The organism is Paenarthrobacter sp. AR 02, assembly GCF_021538675.1.
Lineage (GTDB): Bacteria > Actinomycetota > Actinomycetes > Actinomycetales > Micrococcaceae > Arthrobacter.
Map to the genome: position 1 here is coordinate 203,763 of NZ_JAJUKH010000002.1, position 25,341 is coordinate 229,103.

At 63.7% G+C, this 25,341-nt stretch carries 17 protein-coding genes; 14 read left to right on the forward strand and 3 right to left on the reverse strand.

The features are described from left to right. Positions 1-229: 229 nt before the first annotated feature. Positions 230-2,203 (reverse strand): amino acid transporter, encoded by a 1,974-nt coding sequence (locus LRQ04_RS07150; RefSeq protein WP_235519054.1) that lies wholly within the window; start codon positions 2,201-2,203, stop codon positions 230-232. A 216-nt stretch (positions 2,204-2,419) separates the two neighbouring features. Here LRQ04_RS07150 and speB point away from each other — a divergent pair, with 216 nt between their 5' ends. The 13 genes from speB to LRQ04_RS07215 all read left to right on the forward strand — a co-directional run bounded on the left by speB (position 2,420) and on the right by LRQ04_RS07215 (position 22,388). Continuing rightward, on the forward strand, positions 2,420-3,481 hold the full coding sequence (gene speB, locus LRQ04_RS07155; RefSeq protein ID WP_235519055.1) for an agmatinase: 1,062 nt from the start codon (positions 2,420-2,422) through the stop codon (positions 3,479-3,481). Then, a complete protein-coding gene (locus LRQ04_RS07160; RefSeq protein WP_235519056.1) occupies positions 3,478-5,181 on the forward strand; it encodes a thiamine pyrophosphate-binding protein in 1,704 nt (567 codons plus the stop codon). The genes speB and LRQ04_RS07160 overlap by 4 nt, the downstream gene beginning before the upstream one ends. 198 nt (positions 5,182-5,379) lie before the next feature. Next, complete coding sequence (locus tag LRQ04_RS07165; protein ID WP_235519057.1) at positions 5,380-5,862, forward strand: MarR family winged helix-turn-helix transcriptional regulator; 483 nt, start codon at positions 5,380-5,382, stop codon at positions 5,860-5,862. A 9-nt stretch (positions 5,863-5,871) separates the two neighbouring features. Beyond that, complete coding sequence (locus tag LRQ04_RS07170; protein ID WP_235519058.1) at positions 5,872-7,911, forward strand: MDR family MFS transporter; 2,040 nt, start codon at positions 5,872-5,874, stop codon at positions 7,909-7,911. A gap of 313 nt (positions 7,912-8,224) precedes the next feature. After that, complete coding sequence (locus LRQ04_RS07175) at positions 8,225-9,958, forward strand: ABC transporter ATP-binding protein (RefSeq protein ID WP_235519059.1); 1,734 nt, start codon at positions 8,225-8,227, stop codon at positions 9,956-9,958. Then, the gene (locus LRQ04_RS07180; protein WP_305082602.1) at positions 9,955-12,033 is read left to right on the forward strand and encodes an ABC transporter ATP-binding protein; all 2,079 of its coding nucleotides are present in this window, start codon (positions 9,955-9,957) and stop codon (positions 12,031-12,033) included. The genes LRQ04_RS07175 and LRQ04_RS07180 overlap by 4 nt, the downstream gene beginning before the upstream one ends. A 62-nt stretch (positions 12,034-12,095) precedes the next feature. Next, positions 12,096-12,515, forward strand: coding sequence for a thioesterase family protein (locus tag LRQ04_RS07185; protein ID WP_235519731.1), 420 nt, complete (start codon positions 12,096-12,098; stop codon positions 12,513-12,515). Between the two features lie 82 nt (positions 12,516-12,597). Beyond that, entirely contained in the window at positions 12,598-13,347 is a 750-nt protein-coding gene (locus LRQ04_RS07190; RefSeq protein WP_235519060.1) for a copper homeostasis protein CutC, read from the forward strand. A gap of 87 nt (positions 13,348-13,434) precedes the next feature. Next, on the forward strand, positions 13,435-16,569 hold the full coding sequence (locus tag LRQ04_RS07195; protein WP_235519061.1) for a glycoside hydrolase domain-containing protein: 3,135 nt from the start codon (positions 13,435-13,437) through the stop codon (positions 16,567-16,569). Between the two features lies 1 nt (position 16,570). Further along, positions 16,571-18,508, forward strand: coding sequence for a DUF5107 domain-containing protein (locus tag LRQ04_RS07200; RefSeq protein WP_235519062.1), 1,938 nt, complete (start codon positions 16,571-16,573; stop codon positions 18,506-18,508). Between the two features lie 72 nt (positions 18,509-18,580). Beyond that, positions 18,581-20,815, forward strand: coding sequence for an McrB family protein (locus LRQ04_RS07205; protein ID WP_235519063.1), 2,235 nt, complete (start codon positions 18,581-18,583; stop codon positions 20,813-20,815). Between the two features lie 73 nt (positions 20,816-20,888). Continuing rightward, entirely contained in the window at positions 20,889-22,097 is a 1,209-nt protein-coding gene (locus tag LRQ04_RS07210; protein ID WP_235519064.1) for an McrC family protein, read from the forward strand. Positions 22,098-22,133: 36 nt separating this feature from the next. Next, positions 22,134-22,388 (forward strand): hypothetical protein, encoded by a 255-nt coding sequence (locus LRQ04_RS07215; RefSeq protein ID WP_235519065.1) that lies wholly within the window; start codon positions 22,134-22,136, stop codon positions 22,386-22,388. 30 nt (positions 22,389-22,418) lie between these two features. Here LRQ04_RS07215 and LRQ04_RS07220 read toward each other — a convergent pair whose 3' ends face one another. Next, complete coding sequence (locus tag LRQ04_RS07220) at positions 22,419-24,089, reverse strand: cell wall metabolism sensor histidine kinase WalK (RefSeq protein WP_235519066.1); 1,671 nt, start codon at positions 24,087-24,089, stop codon at positions 22,419-22,421. Between the two features lie 99 nt (positions 24,090-24,188). Here LRQ04_RS07220 and LRQ04_RS07225 point away from each other — a divergent pair, with 99 nt between their 5' ends. Next, the gene (locus tag LRQ04_RS07225) at positions 24,189-24,932 is read left to right on the forward strand and encodes a response regulator transcription factor (protein ID WP_235519067.1); all 744 of its coding nucleotides are present in this window, start codon (positions 24,189-24,191) and stop codon (positions 24,930-24,932) included. Between the two features lie 27 nt (positions 24,933-24,959). Here LRQ04_RS07225 and LRQ04_RS07230 read toward each other — a convergent pair whose 3' ends face one another. Next, positions 24,960-25,340, reverse strand: a complete 381-nt coding sequence (locus LRQ04_RS07230) for an Hpt domain-containing protein (RefSeq protein ID WP_235519068.1) — start codon at positions 25,338-25,340, stop codon at positions 24,960-24,962. Position 25,341: the final 1 nt, after the last annotated feature.

The following is a 25,341-nucleotide window of genomic DNA, read 5'->3' on the forward strand; positions in this document are numbered from 1 at the left end:
CGCCGCATGTGGGAAACGTTGGCGGCTGTCCGGATGGTTGTGCCGGCGTTCCTCCCCGTTTGGACCAATCCGCAGCGGCGTTCCTCCCCGTTTGCTTTGACCCAGGAGGCCCAAGGCCCCAGAGCGGGCGCGGAAACCCGGGATCCATGCGTGCCCTTCCCGCCCAGCAACTGGGGAGGAGCGAGGCGCAGGCGGCGGCCAACTGGGGAGGAGCGCGGCGGGGGAGGAGCTAGCCCACGTGGACCCAGGGTCGGCGGGTGATGTCCGGCTCCGCTTCCCGCAACACTTCGCGCGTTACGGGCGCGATTTCGCCCTCGCCGAAGAACAGGAACTTGCTGAGGTTGGAGATCGGGTTGCCCTCGGTCCAGCGGAAGTAGATGTGCGGCATCAGGCCGGTGACATCGCGAATGTGCAGCAAGACGGCGGCCAGGGTATTGGGCACGTTGTTGCTGTGCACTTCCAGGATCTTGAAGCCGTGCCTCTCCTTGCCCACCACCTGCAGTTCCTGCTCAAAGTCGGAGCTGTCGTCCACGATGATCTCGATGAACACTGCGTCGCAGTCGACGGGAAGGTGGTTTGCCTGTTGGGCGTGCTGGAGCTTTTCCCGGTAACGGTCCGCGCTCACGTGCTTGGGTTCGTGGGCGATGATCCGGACCGGCCCCTCGGCATGGTTGGCCGTGAACTCCAGCGCTTTCTCGTCCAGCTTGATATGCGTAGCCCGCAGTTCAAACGCCCGGCGCATGCGGGAGATGAAACTGACCACCATGATGCCGAGGATGAAGAGGGCCGCGATCTTCAGGCCATCCGGGCGTTCGATGGAGTTGACCACCGTGGTGTAGACGAAAACCAGAGAGATGATGCCGAAGCCGATGAACTGGGCCCGCTGCTTCTTGCGCCGCGCGGACAGGGTCACCGCGATGGAAGCGGAGGTGATCAGGACAAGGACGCCGGTGGCATAGGCGCCGCCCTGGGCGTTGACGTCGGCCTGGAAAATGATGGTCACGATGAAGGCGATGACCGTGAAGACCAGGACCAGCGGGCGCAGGGCGCGGGCCCAGGCGGGAGCCATCCCGTAGCGGGGAAGGTAGCGCGGCACGAGGTTGAGCAAACCTGCCATGGCTGATGCGCCGGCGAACCAAAGGATCGCGATGGTGCTGACGTCGTAGACCGTTCCGAAGCCGTCACCAAGGAACTTGTGGGCGAGGTAGGCGAGCGCGCGGCCTTCGGCTTTGCCCCCGGATTCGAATTCGGCCGCCGGAATAAGCATCACTGTGGTGAAACTGGAGGTGATGAGGAACGAGCTCATGATGATGGCTGCTGTCGTCAGGAGCCGATGGGCACCCTTGATGCGTCCCACAGGGTTGGCGTCAGTGTCGGACGGATAGCCCTTGATCTGCGGCATGACGGCCACGCCGGTCTCGAATCCGGACAGGCCCAGGGCAAGCCGGGGGAAGACCAGGAGCGCCAGGGCGACCATCATGATGGGGTCGCCGTGCGAGGTTGTCAGTGCTGTCCACCAGTTGGTGACGACGTGTGCTTCGGTGAAGAGATGCCCAATGGAAACCGAAATCACCATCAGGTTCAGGGCCAGGAACGCAGCCACGAGGACGACGGCAACGTTGATAGCCTCTTTGAAGCCGCGAAGGAAGACCACGCCCAAACCAGCAATCAGCGCCAGGGTGATGACGACGTGCTGCCCTTCAAGGAAGTCCGGGGCGAAGGGGTTTTCTATGAGGTGGGCCGTGGCGTCTGCGGCCGACAAGGTGATGGTGATCATGAAGTCGGTGGCAGCGAAGCCCAGGAGCGCCAGGACGAAAAGCTTGCCGCTCCAGCGGGGGAGGAGGCGCTCCAGCATGGCAATGGAGCCTTCGCCTCGGGGGCTTTCCCTGGCCACCCTGCGGTATACGGGCAACGCGCCGGCCAGGGTTGCCACCACTAGGAGCAATGTTGCCAGGGGGGAGAGCAGGCCCGCTGCCAACGCCGCGATGGCGGGCTGGTAGCCGAGCGTGGAGAAGTAGTCCAGGCCGGTGAGGCACATGACCTTCCACCACGCCTGCGGCTTGTGCGACTCTGAGGGCTGGCCGTGGGGGCCTTGCCGTTTGCCTGATGTGTCCGGCATTCCTTCCAGCAGCCAGGGCTTGAGCTTGAAGGAGTCTTTTTGCCGGTTGGCCGGATCGGCCGGAGGCCTCGACAGGGTGGTCACGGTGTCCTTTCGCGCAGCACGTTGCTGCTCCCGGTCGAGCGTAGGACCGCGTTCGACGCCGAAACCCCGGTTTTTATGGAATCTTTACGCCTGCTGTGATGGGCGTCTCAAGCCGAGGCAAAGTTGTAAACAGATGATGCTTATTAGGCAACTTCGAGTGTATGATGGGTGTCACAGTCACAGATTCACCCCCGATCCACTAAGGAGTGGCGCATTTTGGAAGAGCTCCGTATTGAGGCCAACGGCAACCTTGGTCCCATCGATTCGTCCCGCATCCCGCGCTATGCCGGTGCCGCCACCTACGCCCGTCTGCCCCGCCTTGACCAGGTAGCAAAGGCTGACGTCACAGTTGTTGGCGTTCCGTTCGACTCAGGCGTCTCGTACCGCCCGGGCGCGCGCTTCGGCGCCAACCATGTGCGTGAGGCCAGCCGCCTGCTGCGCCCGTACAACCCCGCCTGGGATGTCAGCCCCTTTGAAAACATCCAGGTTGCCGACGCAGGCGACATGGCTGTGAACCCCTTTAACATCAACGAGGCCATCGAGACCATCCAGCAGAACGCCCTGGACCTCACCGCCAACGGCAGCAAGCTGGTCACCCTCGGTGGCGACCACACCATCGCCCTGCCTTTGCTCCGTGCCGCGGCCGAGCGCGCCGGCGAACCCATCGCCATGCTCCACTTCGACGCGCACCTGGACACCTGGGACACCTACTTCGGTGCCGAGTACACCCACGGCACCCCGTTCCGTCGTGCCGTGGAAGAAGGCATCCTGGACACCGAAGCCATTAGCCACGTTGGAACCCGCGGTCCGCTGTACGGCAAGAAGGACCTCGACGACGACCACCGCTTCGGGTTCGGAATCGTCACCTCCGCGGACGTCTACTACCAGGGCGTCCTGGAGACGGTTGCCAAGATCCGGGACCGAATCGGTAACCGCCCGCTGTACATCTCCGTGGACATCGACGTCCTGGACCCGGCGCACGCACCCGGCACCGGCACCCCCGAGGCCGGCGGCATCAGCAGCCGTGAACTCCTTGAAATCATTCGCGGTTTCCGTGGGATGAACCTCGTTGGCGCGGATATCGTCGAGGTTGCTCCCGCCTACGACCACGCGGAAATCACGGGCGTGGCCGGCAGCCACGTTGCGTACGAACTGGTGACCCTGATCGCAGATAACGCCGTCGAGGGCGATCGGCTGGGTGCCCCCAACGGCTACGCCCAGCAGGCCCTGGGTGCCCGCATCGAGGAGCTCGCGAAGGCCTCGGGAGAGCAGCGATGATCGATTTCGATCCGGGTACAGCAGCCCCCACCAAGGGCACCAACCAGCGCAATGGCGGGGACCTCGTCGTCGAGACCCTGGAAGCGTTGGGTGCGAAGACCGTTTTCGGTATCCCGGGCCAGCACGCCCTGGGCCTCTTTGACGCCATGGGCCGCGGCAACCTGCATTTCGTATCCTCCCGGGTGGAGAACAACTCGGCGTTCGCCGCTGACGGCTATTCCCGGGCCACGGGCGAGGTTGGCGTGCTGTTCCTGTCGACGGGTCCCGGCGCGCTGACTTCCCTCGCCGCCCTGCAGGAGGCCTACGCTACGGGTGTCCCCATGGTTGTTGTCGCCAGCCAGATCCCGCTCGACGGCCTGGGCGCCCGCCGTAAAGGCATGCTGCACCAGCTTGATGACCAGAAGGCCTCCGCGGCCAATGTCACCAAGAGCCAGCGCCTGATCCAGCACGCTTCAGGCATTCCGTCGGCCATCCAGGACGCGTGGACCGAGGCGATTTCCTCGCCGCAGGGTCCGGTGTGGATCGAGATCCCGCAGAACGTCCTGCTGGACCCGATCATGGTCCCGCCGGTGGAAGACGCATTGGCCGAGGCCTTCGACAATCCGCCCCGCGTTGAGCTCGTGCGGGAGGCCGTGAAATGGCTTTCGACGGCGGAACGTCCGGCGATTATCGCCGGCGGCGGTACCCGCCGTGGCCGGGCCGAGAAGTCTCTGCTCTCCATCGCCGAGCAGCTCCGTGCGCCCGTGATCTGCACACCCGGCGGCAATGGTGCATTCCCGTGGAACCACGAACTGTCCTTGCAGTCCTGGATTGAGGACCGGTACATGACCGACGTCCTCGAAGACGCTGATGTGCTGATCGTGATCGGCTCATCCCTAGGCGAAGTGACGTCCAACTACTTCACCTTCGAACCGCGAGGCCGGATCATCCAGATCGACGCCGAACCACGCGTCCTCGAGTCCAACCGTCCCGGCCTGGGCATCCGCGCCGACGCCGGACAGGCACTCGCGGCCCTGGACGAAGCGCTCTCAGAGGCAGGCGCCGGAACAGCGAACAAGAGGGACTGGCACGGAAGCAGCCCAGAGGACGTGGTCAAGGAGTCCCTGGCCAAGGTCAAGGCACGGCTGGAATCCCAGGACCTGGCCAAGGAACTGAAGTTCATGTCGGACATCCGCGAGGCTGTTCCGGCGGACATGCAGACGTTTTGGGACATGACCATCTCCGCGTACTGGGGCTGGAGTTGCTGGGACGCCCGGCAGGGCCAGTTCCACTCAGCCCAGGGCGCAGGCGGCCTCGGTTACGGGTTCCCTGCCGCCATCGGCGGGGCAGTGGGCCTGGAAACCACCGGCAAACCCAGCCGCGTGCTCGCTGTTTCAGGTGACGGTTCGTCCATGTACTCCATCTCGGAGCTCGCCACCGCGAAGCAGCACAACGTCCCGGTCACCTGGTTGATCGTGGACGACGGCGGCTACGGCATCCTCCGCGAATACATGGTGGGCGCCTTCGGCCAGGCCACGGCCACCGAGCTCGCCCGTCCGGACTTCGTGAAGTTGGCCGAGTCCTTCGGTGTCCCTGCCCATCGGGTAGCCCCCGAGGAAGTGGGGGACGCGCTTAGGGCGTCCTTCGAAGCGGACGGACCCAACGTCGTCGTGGTTGAAACGCTGCTGAAGATGTTCGGCCCCACCCACCTGGACGATTAAAAACGCCAAACAGTCAGCCCCCGCACGGTCATCCGTGCGGGGGTTTTCTGCGTTGTGGGGCCCGCTCTGCTCCCCAAATTCGTTCATTGGGGCGCAAAGCGGGCCCCACAACGCACCCACGAACCCCATCATTAGTTTCCCAAAGCAATCAATATGAGTTATAGTTGCTTTAGGCAAACAAAAAAGGGGTGTGTCTCCATGTCCGTCGGTTCTGCCACCGCAACCGATCTTGTTCATCAAATCTTCGATCTCCAACGAACTCTGCGTTGCGTGGTGACCGCCCACATGGCCCGCGTTCCCGACGTCGGAATGGCGCTCCAAGGTGTCATGCGGTTCATCGGCGAAGGGGAGGCCCGCGCGACGCAGCTCGCTTCGCGCCTGGGTGTCAGCGCCCCGGTCCTGAGCCGGCACATTGCGGAGCTCGAAGAGCTCGGCTTCGTAGTCCGGCGGCCCGATCCGGCAGACGGCAGGGCGCAATTGCTCGCCCTCACTGAAAAAGGTGCGGCGAAACTGCACGAATTCGAAGAACAACGCAGCGTGAGACTGCGGGATTACCTGGCGGATTGGAGCGAGGCTGACGCCCTCGAGGCCTCCCAGGTGCTCAACAAACTCACAGAGTCCCTCAAGGACTCAATCCGGGCAACGGCGGCCGGCTCCATCACAACAAACCAGACAGCTTAGGAGCCCGGAATGGCTAAACCAACACAAACCCCGACGGCGGTGGGCGCACCAGCAACTGCTGCCGCGCCCATGACGCACCGGCAGATCATGGAAGCCTTGACCGGCCTCCTCGCGGCATTCTTCACGGCGATCCTCTCCAGCACCATCGTCGCCAACGCACTGCCCACCATCATGTCCGAGCTCAAGGGCACCCAAACGGACTTCGCATGGGTGATTACGGCCGCGCTCCTGGCGAACGCCGCCACCACGCCCATCTGGGGCAAACTTGCTGACCTCTTCGATAAGAAGCTCCTGGTCCAGCTGAGCATCATCATCTTCGTGGCGGGCTCGGTCATGGCCGGCCTGTCCGAGACCATCCCGCTGCTGCTGACCGCACGCGTTATCCAGGGCATCGCGATGGGTGGCCTGACCGCCCTGGCGCAGGCGATCATCGGCTCCATGATCCCGCCGCGCGACCGCGGAAAGTACTCCGGTTACATGGGCGCTGTCATGGCGGTCGGAACCGCCGGCGGCCCGCTGCTGGGTGGCTTCATTGTTGACAGCCCGCTCGGCTGGCGCTGGACGTTCTTCGTTTGTGTTCCGTTGGCTGTTGTGGCGCTGATCCTTCTCCAGATCACCCTCAAGATTGAGCACATCAAGCGACCCGCCAAGATCGACTGGCTTGGTTCCATCCTCCTGACCTCGGGCGTGAGCCTGCTGCTGATCTGGGTTTCGTTCGCAGGCAACCCTGACTACTATGACTGGTTCTCCTGGCAGTCCGCGCTCATGGTCGGAGGCGGCGTAGCGTTGCTTGCCCTCCTGGTGTTCGTGGAAACCAAGGTTGCCCAGCCGATCATTCCCTTGAAGATCATCTCCGAGCGCACCACTGCACTGGCCATCGTTGCTTCGATCGCCGTCGGTATCGCCATGTTCGGTTCCTCCACCTTCCTGGGCCAGTACTTCCAGGTGGCCCGTGGTGCTACGCCTACCGAGGCCGGCCTGCTGACGCTGCCCATGATCGCCGGCAACCTTATTGGTTCCGTGGCATCGGGTGTGCTGATCAGCCGCTTTGGTAAGTGGAAGAGGTTCCTGATCGCAGGTTCGGTGCTGCTCATCGGTGGCCTGGCCTTCGCCGGCACCATGGACCACACCACGGAACTCTGGATCGTTGCCATCTACACCGGTGTGTTCGGCCTCGGCCTGGGCATGCTGATGCAGAACCTGGTGCTGGCCGTACAGAACACCGTCCAGGCCAAGGACATAGGAACGGCAAGTGCCTCGGTGGCATTCTTCCGGTCGGTGGGCGGCGCGATCGGTGTCTCCGTCCTCGGTGCCATCATGTCCAACCACGTGAAGGACCTTGCCGTGGAAGGAATGGCCGCTGCGGGCATTCCGGTCCAGGGCGGCGGCTCCGGGGCCAGCATGGACCTGGCCGACATGCCTGCGCCCATCGCCGACATCATGCGGGCTGCATACGGCGACGCAACTGCACAGATCTTCCTTATTTCCGCCATCATCAGCGTGGTTGCCCTGCTGGCCGTTCTGTTCATCAAGGAACGTCCACTGCGCCGCACGGTTGATGCCGCTCCCGAAAAGGAACTGATTGCCACGGCCTCCGGCGATGCCGGAATGTCCCTGGACACGTCGTCCCTGGACGCCGTAAAGACCGACGACGGCGACAAGGGCCTGGGTGCCGAACGCCCGGCAGGGGGAACGGACGGCCGGGTTCCCAAGCAGGATTCCGAAACCGACTTGGACCTGGAATTTGCCCGGATCCTCACCCAAGAACGTCCCCACGCCGCGGGTGACGTCAAGGAAGTCCAGGAGCAGCTGTCCCGGACGCAGTACGTCCTGGCCGAACAGCAACTGCAGCTCAGCCGAGCCAATGTTGAACTGCAGGCACGCCTGCGGGAGCAGCAGGCCATCGCAGAGCAGCAGGCCGCCACTGCCGAAGAGTTGGCAGCCCTCCGCAAGGAGCTCAAGCGCGAACGCAGGCAACAGGAGCGTATGGCACTGCTGCTTCTCCAGGGCGCCGAAGCCCGTGCCGACCACGGTAAGCACGCCGGCTAATCCGACCACGGATCCCGTCCTTGTGTGAAACACCCGGCGCAGTACGTGGGTCGTGACGAACAAGGGCGGGACAGTAGGCGCCGGCTGGGTAACCCAGCCGGCGCTTTGCTGCGTTTGAGGCCTGCCCGTCACCGGACCAGATGCACCGGCGGGAGCACCCGGGACACGGGAGATACTCCGCTGGGATGATCTTTTCCCTGGGTCGTTTCGCCGCAGCAAAGTATTTCGTACAGTGGGGAGGCTAATACTGTCAGCCCCTGCTGCCAAACTTCTTCCTGTCTCATTCACGCACTCTTTCTAAGGACCCGTGGGCATGCTTGTCACCCTTATACGGCGCTATTCCAAGCCGTATTTGCCGCAGATAGCGGCCGTGCTGTTCTTTCAGCTGGCCTCTACCATTGCCACGCTCTACCTCCCCAGCCTCAACGCCAAGATCATCGATGAGGGTGTCTCCCGCGGGGACACCGACTTCATCTGGCAGACCGGTGCCCTCATGCTCGCGGTGGCCCTGGGACAAGTGCTCTCCGCCATCATCGCCGTCTACTTCGGGGCCCGGGTGGCCATGGCCATCGGCCGCGATCTTCGGCGCAGCGTTTACCGTCAGGTCAGCGGTTTCTCGGCGCAGGATGTCAACCGTTTCGGTGCCCCCACGTTGATCACCCGCGGCACCAACGACGTCCAGCAGGTCCAGATGCTGGTGCTGATGGGCCTGAACTTCATGGTTTCGACACCCATCATGTGTGTCGGTGGCATCATCATGGCACTCCGCGAGGACCTCAGCCTCTCCTGGCTTGTCTGGGTCTCGGTCCCGGTCCTCGTCGCAGTGGTGGGTTACCTCGTGGTCCGCTTGATGCCCTTGTTCCGCTCCATGCAGACCAAGATCGACGCCATCAACGGCGTCCTCCGCGAACAGATCATCGGCATCCGCGTGGTTCGTGCGTTCGTGCGTGAGCCCCACGAAGCCAAACGCTTCGGTGATGCCAATGACGAGCTGACCGCGGTGTCCGTGAAGATCGGTAACCTGTTCGTCCTGATGTTCCCGGCCATCGGGATGATCCTGCACCTCTCCACCGCGGCTGTGCTGTGGTTCGGCGGCCAGCGCGTGGACTCCGGCGACATGCAGGTTGGCGCGCTCACGGCGTTCCTGCAGTACCTGCTCCAGATCCTTATGGCCGTCATGATGGGTACGTTCATGGCCATGATGATTCCGCGTGCCTCCGTCTGCGCCGACCGTATTGGCGAGGTGCTCGACGTCGAGCCTTCCATCCATAACCCAACCTCACCGGTGGTGCCCGCTGAGAAGAAGGGACGTGTCGAATTCCGCGACGTCACGTTCAAGTACCCCGGTGCCGAGGCACCCGTACTGAGCAACATATCGTTCACGGCAGAGCCGGGCAAGACCCTGGCCATCATCGGTTCAACGGGTGCCGGCAAGACCACCCTGGTTTCGCTGCTGCCGCGACTCTACGACGTCGCTTCAGGTGATGTACTGCTCGACGGCGTACCCGTCACCAAGATGGACGCCTCGGAGATCACCAGCCGCGTCTCGGCTGTTCCGCAGAAACCGTATCTGTTCTCGGGCACGATCGAGCACAACCTTCGTTTCGGGAAGCCGGATGCAACTGACGAGGAACTGTGGGATGCGCTGGAAACGGCGCAGGCCAAGGGCTTTGTGGAGGAGAAGTCGTCCGGCTTGAACCGACGCATCGCCCAGGGCGGAACCAACGTCTCCGGCGGGCAGCGCCAGCGTCTGTCCATTGCCAGGGCCCTGGTCACCAAACCCAACGTCTACCTGTTCGACGATTCCTTCTCGGCCTTGGACGTTGCCACCGATGCCAGGCTCCGGAAGGCCCTGAAGGCCAAGACGAAGGACGCCACGGTCATCATCGTGGCCCAGCGTGTTTCCACCATCGCCGACGCCGACGAAATCCTGGTGCTGGACAACGGCCGGATCGTGGACCGTGGAACGCACGACGAACTGCTGGAAACGTCGCCCACGTACCAGGAAATTGTTGAATCACAGCTGAGCGTGGAGGAAGTGGCATGAGCGGCCAGAACCAGCAGAAGAAGCGCGGCTGGGCTGCCAAGGCAGAAGCCGCCAGGAATGCCAAGGCGACAGCCGAGGCCCAGGTCGCAACCGACGTGCTTGAGGACGAAGACTTCGTAGAGGAGGAATACGTCCCCACAGAGGCTGATGGCGGCATGTTCGGCGACGTTCCGGCCAAGAAGGCCAAAGCGTTCTGGCCGTCGGCGAAGCGGCTCATGGGCCTGCTGAAACCCGAAAGCGTCGGCGTGTACATCGTGATCGGCCTGGTGGTCGTCTCGGTGGTCCTGAACGTCATTGCCCCCAAGGTCCTCGGTAGTGCCATGGACGTCATCTTCGGCGGCGTCGTGGGGAAGCAAATCCCGCAGGGCGTCTCCCAGGAACAGTTCGTCGAGCTTATGCGCCAGCAGGGCCAAGGCAACTTTGCGGACATGGTCTCCAAGATGGAACTCACCAACGGGATCAACTTCCCCAAGCTGACGTTCCTGATTTCGATCGTGCTGCTGATGTACTTTGTGGCCAACATCTTCCTTTGGGCACAAGGGTGGCTGCTCAACAGAATCGTCATGCGGGTCATCAAGAAGCTCCGCAACGACGTCCAGGCGAAGCTCAACAGGCTCCCGCTGAACTACTTCGACACCCGCCAGCGCGGCGACATCCTGTCCCGCGTGACCAACGACGTCGACAACGTCCAGCAAGGCCTGCAGCAGGCATTCTCCCAGTTGGTCAGCTCCGTGCTGACGGTGCTGGGCATTACGGTCATGATGTTCATCGTCTCCTGGGAATTGGCGCTGATCGCGTTGATCGCCCTGCCGCTCTCCGGCATCCTGGCAGGCGTCATCGGTGCCCGGAGCCAGAAACTGTTCGCGGCACAGTGGAAGAACACCGGCGCTTTGAATGGCCAGATCGAGGAAGCTTTCTCCGGCCACGATCTTGTGAAGGTGTTCGGCCGCGACGCCGACATGCTGGAGCGCTTCGATGAGAAGAACAACGAACTCTACAAAGCATCGTTCGGTGCCCAGTTCGTCTCGGGCGTGATCTTCCCGGCGATGAACTTCGTGTCCTACCTGTCCTACGTTGGCATTGCCGTCGTGGGCGGCCTGCGGGTCGCGTCGGGCTCAATGAGCCTGGGTGACGCCACGGCCTTCATCCAGTACTCGCGTGAATTCACCCAGCCCCTGGGGCAGATCGCCGGCATGGCCAACATGCTGCAGTCCGGCGTTGCCTCTGCTGAGCGGGTTTTCGAGTTCCTCGATGCCGATGAAGAGATCGAAGAGACCGGCACGCGCCACCTGCCGGCCAAGACCGACGGCCACGTTGAATTCGAGCACGTTTCCTTCAGCTACGTGGAGGACAAGCCGTTGATCGAGGACCTCTCCTTCAGCGCTGAGCCCGGGCACACGGTAGCCATCGTCGGACCAACCGGGGCGGGTAAAACCACACTGGTCAACCTGGTCATGCGTTTCTACGAGCTCAACGCCGGCCGCATCACACTGGACGGCGTGGACATCAAGGACCTCAGCCGTGCCGAGCTTCGCTCCAAGGTGGGCATGGTGCTGCAGGATGCCTGGCTGTTCGGTGGAACCATTTACGACAACATCAAGTACGGCAAGTTGGACGCCACGGAAGAGCAGATCATGGAGGCGGCCAAGGCTACCTACGTGGACCGATTCGTACGTGCCCTGCCGGACGGTTACCAAACCATCATCGACGAAGAAGGCAGCAACGTCAGCGCCGGTGAAAAGCAGCTCATCACCATCGCGCGCGCGTTCGTGTCCGACCCGTCCCTGTTGATCCTGGACGAGGCGACAAGCTCTGTGGATACCCGGACCGAGCTGTTGCTGCAGAAAGCCATGGCGGCACTGCGCACTGACCGGACCAGCTTCGTTATTGCCCACCGGCTCTCCACTATCCGCGACGCCGATACCATCCTGGTCATGGAGAACGGCAAGATCGTGGAGCAAGGCAACCACGCACACCTGCTCACCCTGCAGGGCGCGTACTACCGGTTGTACATGTCGCAGTTCGCAGGTGAGCAAGAGACCGCGGTGGACGATTCGACGGCGGTGCACAGCTGAGCACGGAATCGCCGGCTACCGGAGCATCCGCCACGCCCCAGCGCATTGAGGTCCTCGTGCCCATGCGTTGGGGCGACATGGACGCCTACGGCCACATCAACAACGTCCAGATCGTGCGCATGCTCGAGGAAGCCCGTATCGCAGCCTTCGGGCCACCCCGTGGTGCGGGACTCCCCGGGGTTGAGCCACCGGCAGCTCTTTTCAACGATGTTGACGAGGGCACCATGACCCTGGTTGTTGAACACAAGGTCCGCTACGTCCGGACGTTGGAATACCGCAATGTTCCGGCCGTCGTGGAGATTTGGGTGGGCGCCATCAAAGGGGCCAGCTTCGATCTGCATTACGTCATCAAGGACCCGGTCACCGGGGAGGAGTGCGTCAAAGCCAGCACGCACCTGGCCTTCGTCGCTGAGGCCAGCGGCCGCGTCCTCCGGCTCACTCCTGAACAAAAGGAGCAGCTGGGACGCTACCAGGCTCCCTGACGTCGAGCACGCGTGCGGCCCCCGGGATACGTTCCCGGGGGCCGTTCGCGTAGGCGAACCCACGGGCACGTAGAGTTTCAGCATGAAACTTGAAATAGCCGTAGTAAGTGCTGCCGGAGCAGGGATCGCCGCCTCGGAAGGCGCGGACCGCATCGAACTGTGCAGCAGCCTGGAACTTGGTGGCATCACGCCCAGCCAGGGCCTCATGGAAGCCAGCCTGGAACACGTCGACGGCCGTTTGGAAATCCACCCGCTGATTCGTTGCAGGCCCGGCGATTTCCGGTATTCCGCCTCGGACGTGGACACCATGGTGCATGAGATCCGGCACTTGCTGGCCCAAGGTGCGCACGGGGTTGTGGTGGGAGCGCTCACGGGGGCCGGCGAGCTGGATGTCCGCATCCTGCAACGCCTGGCGGACGCCGCCCGGGACGCCGAATTGACGTTCCACCGGGCCATCGATCAGTCCAAGGACCCGCTGGCCGCCTTGGAGCAGCTCCTCGAACTGGGATTCACGCGGGTCCTCACCTCCGGGCACGAAGCCACGGCAGGAGCGGGCCTGCCTACTTTGGCCGCCATGGCAGAACGGGCCGGAGCTGACCTGCAGATCATGGCCGGTGGGGGATTGGCGCTGGAGGACATCCCTGCCATGCACAAGGCAGGCCTTTCGGCTGTTCACTTGTCAGCCAAGAGGACTGTCTCCACCCTCGGCGAGGGAACGATTTCCCTCGGCGCCCAGGATGGCAACGATCCCACGGCCTACACCGTCACCGACCGCGAAACCGTTCGGGCCGCCAAAGCGATGGTCAACGCATTGAACGGCGCCGAAGCTTAACCAGGCCGCCGCCGTCCAGCCCAGTGCGGGCGAAATTCCAGTGAGTACGCATCGTAATGACCCTTTACAGAGGGTGCCGCACCGCCAATGATTGAAGGATTCACCAACTCGGTGAACAGCCCCGGAAGCTACCTTCAGGAGTCCCCAGCGATGCCGCTGCCCTCGCCGGTTTCATCGGCCCCCGCCTACCCCCTTCCATCTACCAGCAGCAGCCCCGGACATCCGGAGGTGGAGTGCGGCATCGGGGAGTGGGACAAGCTGCTGTACGGAAACCATCGCTTCGTCATCGAGGTCGGTACAACGCACACCCACACCGAAGGAGCCGAAGCAGCAGGCAGGGCACACCGTGTGGTTCTGCCGTGGCGCCGGCAGGACCCTGAGCCGGCAACCGTGGAGGTCATTGTTGTCTCGGCGCGCTCCGGGGGCAGGGTCAGGAACCTCACCGTGGAGCAGGCTACGAGGGAGTCGGGAACCCTGGTGTTCGAAGCCATCGACGGTGCCGGCATCTACTTCGCCTACTACCTGCCCTACGCAATGCTCGGGAAACCCCATTATCCGCAGGCGCAGTACCTCCCGCGTCGGCCGACCGCGGACCCGGCGTGGGCGGCCGCCGTCGGGGGTTCTGCGTGGGCGCCGGAACGCCGTCTGCCGCACGCTGAGGTTCTGCGCTACGAGGCGGCCAGTGAGCGGGACTCGTTCGCGCCGATGAACTTCACGGCCAGCGCCATCGAACTGGAATCACTCCACGCCCGGCACCCCGGAGAGGCCTTCCTGGTGTTCCCCGAGGACCGCCTGAACCCTGTTTCCATGCGGGCGGACCTGCCCGCGCACTGGGTGGTCAACGGCCCATCGGACACTTTCCGGACCGCAGCACAACCAGGCGAGGACTACGTGGTCCAGCTCGGGTTGTATGCGCAGCGGGACCTGGAAGGGGTCTCAGTTGAGGTCGCGTCAGCATCGGGCGGACACTGCATCAACACCGACGGTGTGGACCGACTGGGCCGGCCGTGGCGGAGGAGCCTGGACGTTCCAGCGGGGACGGTACGTGCCTTGTTCGTTGTCCTACCCATCCCGCGGCACGCTGCCGGGACCACGCACTACGCGTCGATAACCGTCAGCGCGACGGGACACCCAGCGCGGAATGTCGACGTCGAGCTTGATGTCCTCCCCGAGGAAGAGGCGCACCCGGTGGTCAGTGCGGGCGGTTTCGGCGACCCCCGCTACCTCCGACGCCTCGCTTGGCTGGATTCGGCCGTGGCACAGGACTCGGAGCTCGTGGCGCCGTTCACCGCAGTAACGCTCGACGAATCCGCCAGGACCCTCGGAATCCTGGGCAGGACGCTGCAGCTGACGGAATCGGGGCTTCCTGCCCAGGTAACCTCCACGTTCACGGCCGCTGTGACGTCAACTGAAGGTCCCGCCGTCGAACTTCTCAGTGCGCCCATCCAGTTGGACGTAGACGGCGTGGAGTGGGCGCATTCGCCGCTTGAGTTCAAGCGGGAGGGCCCGGCCCGAATCTCGTGGCGTTCCCGGTGGACCGGCCGGGCAGGTCAAAGTACTGCCATGTCGCTCGAGTTGAAGGGCGTTCTCGACGCCGACGGAACAGTGACGTACGGCCTGCGCCTCACACCCGGGTCGACGTTCGCAGCGGACGACGTCGGCCTGCAGTTGGGGCTCCATCGGGCTGCGGTTCCGTTCGCAATGGGTTTGGGCGTGCCGGGCGGACGGCGGCCTGAAACCCTCGATTGGACGTGGGACGTCGCAACGAGGAACCAGGATTCGTTGTGGTTGGGTGGGGTGAACGCCGGACTCCAACTGGCTTTGCGGGACGGCAGCTACGAGCGTCCGCTCAACACCAATTTCTACCGCGAAAAACCGTTGGTGGAGCCGGCGTCGTGGGCTAACCGGCAGGGCAACTCGGTCAGGGGCGGGGTGAGCCTTCGGACTTCCGGAGACGACGTAACGGTCCGAGCAGCCAGTGGTGCCCGAACCATGGAAGCGGGCCAGCCACTGGACTTTGACTTCCGGCTCCTGCTGACGCCGTTCAAACCCATCGAGGCCGGAAAGCACCTCGGCAAACGCTACTTCCACGAGCCAGCAGAACCTTCCGACATCAAAGCTGCCGGAGCTACGGTGGTCAACATCCACCACGCAACAGCACCGGCACCGTACATCAACGACCCCCTGCTCAGCGTCGAACGGCTGCGGAAGTACGTGGCTGCTTGCCACCAGAACGGGCTCAAGGCCAAGATCTACAACACTGTCCGGGAGCTCACCTTCCACAGCCCGGAGCTGCTGCCGTTGCTGCAACTAAACCATGAGATCTTCGGCGACGGCCCCGGGGCCGGGCACATCTGGCTTCAGGAACACGCAGGGAGCGGCTACGTTTCCGCCTGGTTCGCCCCCAACGTCGAGGACATCGCCGTGGTGACCACAGGGGAGTCGCGGTGGGAGAACTTCTACGTGCGCAGCCTGCAGGAACTCGCCCAGGGAGATGACGGGATCGACGGTATCTACCTGGACGACATCGCCTACGACCGGCATGCCATGGTGCGCGTGCGCAAAGTCCTTGAGAGGGCCTGCGTGGCACGTGGTGTAGCCGGACCAGAGATCGATCTCCACTCGGCCAATCAGTTCACGGCCCATGACGGCTATGCGTCCTCGGCCAACCTGTACATGGAGCAGCTGCCCTATGTGGACAGGCTATGGCTGGGGGAGTACTTCGACTACGACAACACCGACCCCGACTACTGGTTGGTCGAACTGTCCGGCATCCCCTTCGGCCTCATGGGCGAAATGCTGGAAGGCGGCGGCAACCCCTGGCGTGGCATGGTGTTCGGCATGACCGGCCGGGCCCCGGCCGTGGATAACCGTCCGCTCTGGGAGTTCTGGGCAGCCACCGGCCTGGAAGGCGCGCAGATGCGGGGCTTCTGGGACCCGCAATCACCCGTCCGCACAAGCCATCCGGATGTCCTGGCCACCACTTGGCTCACGGAGCGCGGAATGGTTGTGGCGCTCGCATCATGGGCCGGGCAAACTGAGGACGTGACGTTGATATTCGACGACGACGCCCTCACCGCCGGAGCCTCCGGCGCCGCTACCACCGGCCGCCGCATCGAAGCGCCGCCAATCCGCGGATACCAACCCGCCGCGGAGTACGCCCCCGGCGAATCCATAACCATCGAGCCGCAGCGCGGCCTCCTCCTCTGGATCGGATACTGACGTGGCACACACCGCAACCTCCAACCTGACCGTCACCACCATCGCGTTGACCATGGCTGAGATCGGCCCCTTGAATCCCTTGCCTGTGGTCGCCGCCGAACTGGACCAGCCCTACACCGTGGGCGAGGGCATCCCGGAGGAACTCCAGGCCTCGGCCCGGTACGGTCTGGTGCCCAACGTCTACCCGTACCTGATGCAGGACGGCTACAGCCGGGAGGCGGCACCGAAGGAGCTGCCCGCCGTCGTGCTTGAAAACAGCAAACTGAGGGTGACGGTCCTTCCGTCGCTGGGCGGCCGCATCTGGGAACTGTTCGACAAAGCCACCGGCAAACAGTTGCTCCACACCCACGACTCCCCGCAATTGGCCAATATCGCGCTGCGCAAGGCGTGGTTCGCGGGCGGACTGGAATGGAACATCGGCACCCGTGGCCACTCGCCCACCAGCTGCGATCCTCTGCATACGGCGATCGTCCACACGCCTGACGGCAAGCACATCCTTCGCATGTGGGAGTACGAACGGCTGCGCGAAGTGGTATTCCAAGTGGACATCTGGCTTCCCGAGGACTCGGCCGTGGTGTTCGCGGCCGTCCGGCTCCGGAACCCCAACGACCACGACGTCCCCATGTACTGGTGGAGCAACGCAGCCATCCCGGAGACCGAGCGAACCCGCGTCATCGCCCCGGCCGACGAGGCCTTCGGCAGCGACTACACCACGGACATCACCCGCGTCCGGCCCACCAGCCACGAAGGCTATGACGGAACCTGGCCGGTCAACAGCCCCCATGCAGCCGACTTCTTCTTCGACATCGACCCCGCCGAGCGGCGCTGGGTGGTAGCAGCAGACGACGACGGCGACGGGCTGGCGATGCTGTCCACGGGCCTCCTGCGCGGGAAGAAGCTGTTCGTCTGGGGCCAGGGCCAAGGTGGCAAACGGTGGCAGCAGTGGCTCAGCCCCGGAGCAGGGCCCTACGCGGAGATCCAAGCGGGCCTGGCGCAGACCCAGTTCGAACACCTGGTGATGCCGGCCGGCGCGGAGTGGGCTTGGGTGGAGGCCTACGGTAACGGGCATCTAAATCCGGAGGCCTCGCACGGTGCGGACTGGGGTGCTGCAGTGGCCGACGCAAGCGCCCGCCTGGAAGAGCTGCTGGCCCACGATGAACTTGAGGCCATGCTTCCCGCCGCCATCACGAATGCCGACGTCCCGCCGTCGAAAATGCTCCTGCACGGCAGCGGCTGGGGCGTGGTGGAACGGGCCCGGCGACTCAAGGGAGGAAAGCGCTGGATCGACGAAAGCGGGACACCCTTCGTAGACGAAAGTGTCACGGAGGAGCAGGAACCCTGGCTGGGGCTTCTTCACGGAAAAGCGTTCGACGGCGCACCCGGTTACGTTGCCGGGGCGGATTGGGAGGAGTTGCTGGCCGGGCAGCACAGCCCGGAGGCGGAGTTCCATCTGGCCACGATGAAGCACGCTCGGCAGGACCTGGAAGGCGCAAAGGAAGGGTACCGGACAGTCCTTGAGGCCACGGGTGTCCGGCGGCGCACCAAAGCGCTGGCGCACCGCGGACTTGGCCTTGCCCTGCTCGCGGCCGGCCGCGATGAGGAGGGGCTGTCTGAGCTGCGGGACGGGGTGGAAACCGACTCCTCCAGCGTTGCTTTCCTGTCGGAGGCCGTCACCCTGGCCATCAGGCACGGCGACCCCATCATGGCACTGGACCTGGCGGAGTCGGCACCAAAGGAGGGGGCCGCCGTCGGACGCTTGACGTTCCTCAAGGCGCTGGCGCTCGCCAGGGGTGGGCACGCAGCCGAGGCCGCCGCGATACTGCGGGACGGCGTCGAGATTCCGGACCTTCGGGAGGGCGAAGACGCGATTGCGGCGCTGTGGGAGGAAGTGTGCCCAGGTGAACCCGTACCGGCGGCGTACCAGTTCGGCATGCACTGACGGGAGCGCCGGCCCCGGCCGCGAACCTGTGGATATCCAGATGCTTGCTTAAGCCAAACAGGGTAAGTTGGCATGGTGATTCCCTCCGTAGAACCTGCCCTTGACCGCGCCCCCGGAGTCTCCAAGGAGATCGAGGACGCGGCCTGGTATGTGCTCGGTCCGGCGCTGCAAGGGAAACCTTCGGCGCTGGACGGACGGACGCTGACATGGACATCGGACGCTGCCGCGGAGCTGCTTGAACGGCTCGAACGCGGGGTGGAAGACTCCAAGGCGCCCATGATGACCAACCTCCGCCACAATCTTGACGGCGCGTCGCGGGAAGCCAAGCTCCTGGCTGTCGAACTGCTGTTCCTGCAGTCCCTCCCGCTCGCCCACGAGGTCAAGTCCCTGAGGGTGAAGCGCGCCCGGGTTGCCGAGGCAGCATCGTGGGTTGAACCGCCTGTCGAGCTCCCGGAGGAACTCTACGAGGGCATGACGGACCACGGCGTCATCCGTGACCGGACCGCGGAATTCAACTGGACCATCTGGGACCACCTGAAGTGGCTGTGCCGTTTTGTGGCGCACGTGGACAGCCAAAGCACAGCCACCATCAGCCAGGCGCTCGCGGACCCGCTGGCCTTCCACGAACTTGCCGCCGGCACACCCGGGGACCAGCCCGCCCTGCGCCGGAGCATCGAGTACCTGGTGTGGCCAAGCTACTTCGAGCCGGTGGTCGCTGACGTCGAGCGCCAGGAAATCAGGGACGCCTTCGCGTCGCTTGTAGGCGGGGCCAAAGGCGACACGGACGAGGACATTACTGCGGACATCCACCGCATCCGCTTGCACCTGGACGAGCAGGCCGGGCAGCGCATTGACTGGTACGCGCGCCAATTGGTGAGCCAGTGGCGGAAGGTGGGGGACCCGGGTCGCCGCTCTTGGCTTCTTCGCACGCACCACGACAATGCGGACCTCCTGGCTTCATGGGTTGCCGAAGAAAAGGCCACCCTGGATGTTGAGCACCTGCGAACCCTCACGGCGGGAGTTACCGCAGGGGTGGTCCAGCATGCCGTGGATGAGGACTACAAGCACCTTGGCTATGTTGAACGTGAAGACACCAAGACCGCCGTTTTTGCGTTCCTGACCGTCATGAAGCCGGGCGACCTCACCCTGTACCAGCACGCCGGCCGGGTGCGGGTCGGTGTGGTTCTCGGCGAACCGGAGCACCACGAGGACAACCGGCGCATCCGCCGCAAGGTCCGCTGGTTCGATGACAGCTACGCCATCCCGGAACTTCCGCGCCACGCCCAGCGGCAGCTCTCCACCCCCGGCATCCTGGTGGACGTCACCCGGGTCATCCAGGCGCTGCAGGAACTGCTTCCGGTGGAAGCCGAAACCGACGGCGAGGATGAAGCGCCGCCCACCGCCGTCGTCGAGGTCATCCAGCAGGGTTTCCGTCCCCTGACTGAAGAATTCGCCGCGTCCCTGCACATGGATCTGGAACCCCTCCAGGAGATCGCGGAACTGCTGGAGGAAAACCGCCAACTGGTGCTCTACGGCCCACCGGGCACCGGCAAGACGTACCTTGCCAAGCACCTCGCTGCGGAGCTCGCAGGCGACCACACAGACGAGCGCGTGAAGCTGGTCCAGTTCCACCCTTCCTACGCCTACGAGGACTTCTTCGAGGGGTACAGGCCGGACAAGACCGACGACGGCCAGGTTTCCTTCAAGCTCGTCGCCGGACCCCTGCGGCGCCTCGCGGAGGAAGCAGCCAAGCCCGAAAACGCGCACAAGCCGTACTTCCTGATCATCGACGAGATGAACCGTGCCAACCTGGCCAAGGTGTTCGGCGAGCTCTACTTCCTGCTGGAGTACAGGGACGACCGTATCTACCTGCAGTACAGCCCTAACGAGCCCTTCAGCTTGCCCGACAACCTCTACATCATTGGCACCATGAACACCGCGGACCGTTCAATCGCCATGATGGATGCTGCCATCCGCCGTCGTTTTGCGTTCATCGAACTGCACCCCAAGGTGGAGCCCGTCCGTGGCTCGCTGCGGCGCTTCCTGGAAGCACGCGGCCTGGATACGCTCAACGCCGACCTCCTCGATGCGCTGAATGACGCGATTGACGACTGGGACCGGGACCTCATGATCGGGCCGTCGTATTTCATGAAAAACGCGGCCCAGAATCCCACGGGCCTGCGGCGTATCTGGAAGTACGAGCTCATGCCGTTGCTGGAGGAGCACTACCACGGCCAGCTGAACCGGGCGCAGTTGGAGGAGCGCTTCGGCTTGGACCAGCTGCTGGGACGTCTTGCAGCCCGCTAACGCCATCCCGCCGAAGCCCGGCCGGGCTCCTGCGAGTGCCCGCCGTGGCCCATCGGGTCCACGGCATATCGTCATGGATGAGCTCTCCGGCGGAGTGGTGGACAAGCTCGATCCCGAGTCGGCGGCGTTCATCAACGCCAGCGGACTGGCGAAGGCATCACCCATGGGCATGGGCCTTTACCGGATAGAACCGGTAGGCAAAGTGGGTTCCGTGCGCACGGCCACCGTGCAGGTGGAAGTCCGTCCCAAGGACCGCCTTGGCCTGAGCCGCCTGCTTTTCCTGCTGAGCTACGCCGGCGACCAAGGCTTCCGTGACCATTCGGTGGAGGCCGTGGAGCACCCGGACTTGTGGAGCGCGCTGGCTGAGTCGCTGGCCCAGCTGGCGGACAGGGCACTGAGCAGGGGCGTCCTCCAGGGCTACCTGACAGTGGACGAATCACTCCGGACCGTCAAGGGCCGTATCCGCATCTCTGACCAGATCTCCCGCCGCCCGGGAATGATGGTTCCGTTGGAGGTATCTTATGACGAGTTCACGGAGGACATCGCCGAAAACCGGATACTCCGGGCTGCCTTGGAGCGGATGGGACAAGTCCCGGGTGTCCGGCCCGACGTCCTGAGCCGCTTGCGCCAGCTCAAGGGAAAGCTCGACGCCGTCACCCGCCTTCAGTCCGGGGCTCCGCTTCCGCCGTGGCGGGCCAGCCGGATGAACCTCCGGTACCACGCCGTCCTTCGCCTCTCCGAGGTGATCCTTCGCAATGCCTCCGCCGAGGCCGGTGTGGGCAAACAGCAGAGCGCCTCCTTTGTGGTGGATATGGGCAAGGTTTTCGAAGAGTTCGTTGGCGCAGCCCTGCGAAGTGCCATGAGCGCGCATCCCGGAGAGACGCGGCTCCAGTACGGAGCCCTGCTTAACGAGGCCGTCCGTGACTCCGACCGCATCACCGTCCGGCCCGACGTCGTCCACTTCCTGGGCGGGCGTCCCGTGGTGGTGTACGACACCAAGTACAAGGCAGCCTCCGACGCCGGTGCCTCCTTGAGCGCCGACCACTACCAGTTGCTGGCGTACTGCACGGCGCTCAGGGTCCCCACCGCCTGGTTGGTGTATGCCGGTTCGGGGGAGATGAAACTGCGCCGGATCCTGAACACGGACATCGACATTGTGGAGTATCCGCTGGACCTTTCCCGCCCTCCTGCGGAAATCCTGGCATCAGTGGCCGACCTCGCCCAACAGTCGTGGGGAGAAGTGGTGCGTCAGGCCGTAGCGGGCGCACCGCCGTCGGACTAGCCTGAAAAGGAACCTATCCGGAGTGGAGGAAAAACCATGGCTCGCAAGAAATCGTGGCGGGATATGAGCAAAGGCCAGCGGATCTCGGTGGTGGCCAGCGGCGTGGTGAACATGGCATTGCTGGTAGCCGCCCAGCGGAGTATTGCCAAGACCCCGGACGCCAACATCCGGGGCAGGAAGGGCTTGTGGCGGGCCGCATCCTTCATCAATTTCTTCGGTCCGGTCAGCTACTTCCTGTTCGGCCGGCGTCGGGATTCTGCCTTGGCGGGAGGGACGCCCGCCAAGCGCTGAGCCCCAGACGCTTAGCGTCAGAGTTAAGTCTCAGGCGGGCACCTTCACCGTGAAGGTCGTGCCGCGGCCCGGTTCGCTTTCCAAGGTAATGGTGCCTCCGTGCGCTTCAACGATGGCCTTGCTGATGGGCAGTCCCAGCCCCACCCCAGGGATGGCGCTGTTGCGGACTCCGCCGGCACGGAAGAACTTGGTGAAGGCCTCGGCCTGCTCCTCTTCGTTCATCCCCATGCCGGTGTCGGTAACACGGCAGAAGACGAAGTTCTTCTCCTCCCAGGCAGCTACCTCGACGTCTCCACCGTCTGGGGAGTACTTGATGGCATTGGACACCAGGTTGTCCAGCACCTGCGCAATCCGTGACGAGTCAACGTGCGCTTCCAAGGCGTCCGGCAGGTTCATGGATAGCCTGATCCCGGCCTTAGCTGCCCGGGGTTCGGCGGAGGAAACACTGCCCCGCACCAGTTCCGCGACGTCCACGGTATGTGGCTGGATGGCGATTTGTCCCGAGCGGACAGCCAGGAGGTCCGAGACGAGGGTGAGCAGCCGTTCGGCGTTGCGCCGGACAATATCCAGCTGTTTGCGGGACCTCGCATCCAACACATCAGGATCGTCAAGGATCAGTTCAACGTAGCCCAGGATGGACGTCAGGGGAGTGCGGAACTCATGGGATACGTTGGCCACAAAGTCGTCCTTGGCAGCCAGCGCGTTCACCAGCTCCGTCACATCGCTGAACACCACCACTGAGCCGGCAAACTTCCCGGCGTCGTCCACCATGGGGCGGGCGCTTGCGGTGAAGGCGCGCTGGTCCTTGCCGTCGCCGAGCCACACCAGCTGGTCGGTGAACCGTTCGCCCAGCACAGCACGGCGCACCGGGCGCCGGTCGGCCGGCAAGGGGGTCGTCCGGTCGGTGTCGAAGACGAGCAGCTGGGACTCGTTGGGGTCCTCGATGTCCGGGGGAGTCGCCAGGGTGTGGGTCTGCCGTTGGCGTCGGTTCATGAGGATGTCGTGCCCGTCCCCGTCTACCGCCACCACACCCAGCGGGAGGGCCTCCATGACGGTGTTCAGCAGGCGTTCCTGCTTGGTGCTCACATCAAGTGCTTCCTTGAGTGCCTCGTCCTTTTGCTCCAATGCACGCTGCTGGCGAACCATGCTCAAGGTCAGCACGCTGACCGACACGCCGATGCCGAGAATCAGAATTGGGAACAGGAGCGGCTTGGTCAGGGACTGCTCCGAGAGGTCACCACGGGCGAACAACGGGGACCACACGATGACCAAGGGGCCAATGAAGGACAGGGCTATGGCCAGCTTCGGGTAAAGCCCCGACGCGCACAGCCAAATGACCGGCAGTACCACCAGGACGCTGAGGCCAGTGAGTGCTTCCTGCCCGCCCTCCCGGCCGAACGCGATAGAGACCATGTCCAGGACGGGAATCACCAGGAAGCTGGCAAAGGGAAGCCTGTGCCAGGGCACCACGATGCACAGCGCCAATAAAAGAGCCTGGCTGAGCAGGAAGACCAGGAACAACGGATTTTGCAGTGTTGCCGGGAAAAACAGCCAGACCAAAACAGCCGACAAACAGACACACACCGATAACGGCAATTGGCTGAGGACTACACGCATCCGCAAGGTATGTTCGTGGAAGGAGCGCTGAAAGATCAACAATTTCTTCTTTTCGCCGATATCCCAAAAAGAAGGGCCGGTCATGGCACATCCACCACGGATGCAGAAGAAAGTCGGTTCATGAGATCAGCCTAACCATAACGGATATACTTCTGAGGTTATCGAAGGGGCTGAGGGGCAGCGATGAGTGAAGTACGTGTGGGATTGGTCATTGAAGATGACCAGGATATCCGCGAATTGGTACGTGTGGTTCTATCCCAGGCGGGGTTTGATGTCCACACTGCGTCCACCGGATCTGCCGGCGTTTTGTCCGCCCGCGAGCTGAATCCTGACGTCATCACTTTGGACCTAGGCCTTCCCGATATTGACGGTTTTGAGGTCGCGCGCCAAATCCGCAAGTCCTCGGACGCCTACATCATCATGCTTACCGCCCGTGCCGAAGAACTCGACACCCTCATGGGCCTCGAAGCCGGCGGCGACGACTACCTGACCAAGCCGTTCCGTCCCCGTGAGCTGCGCGCCCGTGTGGAGGCAATGATGCGAAGGCCCCGCGCGTCGTCGGACACCAGGAGCGCGCCGGACGAAGCCGATCCCGAGATGGCCCATAACGGCCTGTCCGTTTCCGCCGGCTCACGCACCGCCGTGCTGAAAGGCAAAGAGCTGAAACTGACCCGCACGGAGTTCGACCTCTTGCTGGCCTTGTTGGAGACAGGCCGGATTGTGCGGACCAAAGCCGATCTGGCGCGCCGCCTCAGGAACGAACCATACGACGTCGGAAGTTACGTCAGCGACGCCGACGAGCGTGCCGTTGAGGTACACATGGGAAACCTGCGGAAGAAGCTTGGGGACAGCATCCAGGCACCGCGTTGGCTGGAGACGGTCCGCGGCGTGGGATACCGGCTCGCACCACCGGTGCAGAGCAACTAAGGCGCTTCGTCACAGAACCGCGCTTGGTTACAGAACCGAAGATTCCAACTCCGCGATGGTGCCAAACACGTATTGCTCGATCTGAGTCACCAGAGGCCTCAGCTCCTTGAGGTGATTCTCGTTGGGCAAGAGGCGGAGGTTGATCTCCAGATCCTGTGCCAACCACTCCAGGCAGATCGCGCCTACCATGTGGCTGGAGGTCTTGAGGCTCAACACTGCGTCCATGGCATCTTCCATGTCCAGGTTGTCCAGGGCGGCATGTAGCCGCGAAACCCGCCACGGCAGTAGGGATACGTAGTTCCTGACGAACGCGCTGATGATGCCCGGGTCGCCGCCTAGCTCGGCCTGGAGAGCGATGAGGACCGCGCGATCCACCAGGACTTCGGTGCATTCGCCATAGTCAGACACC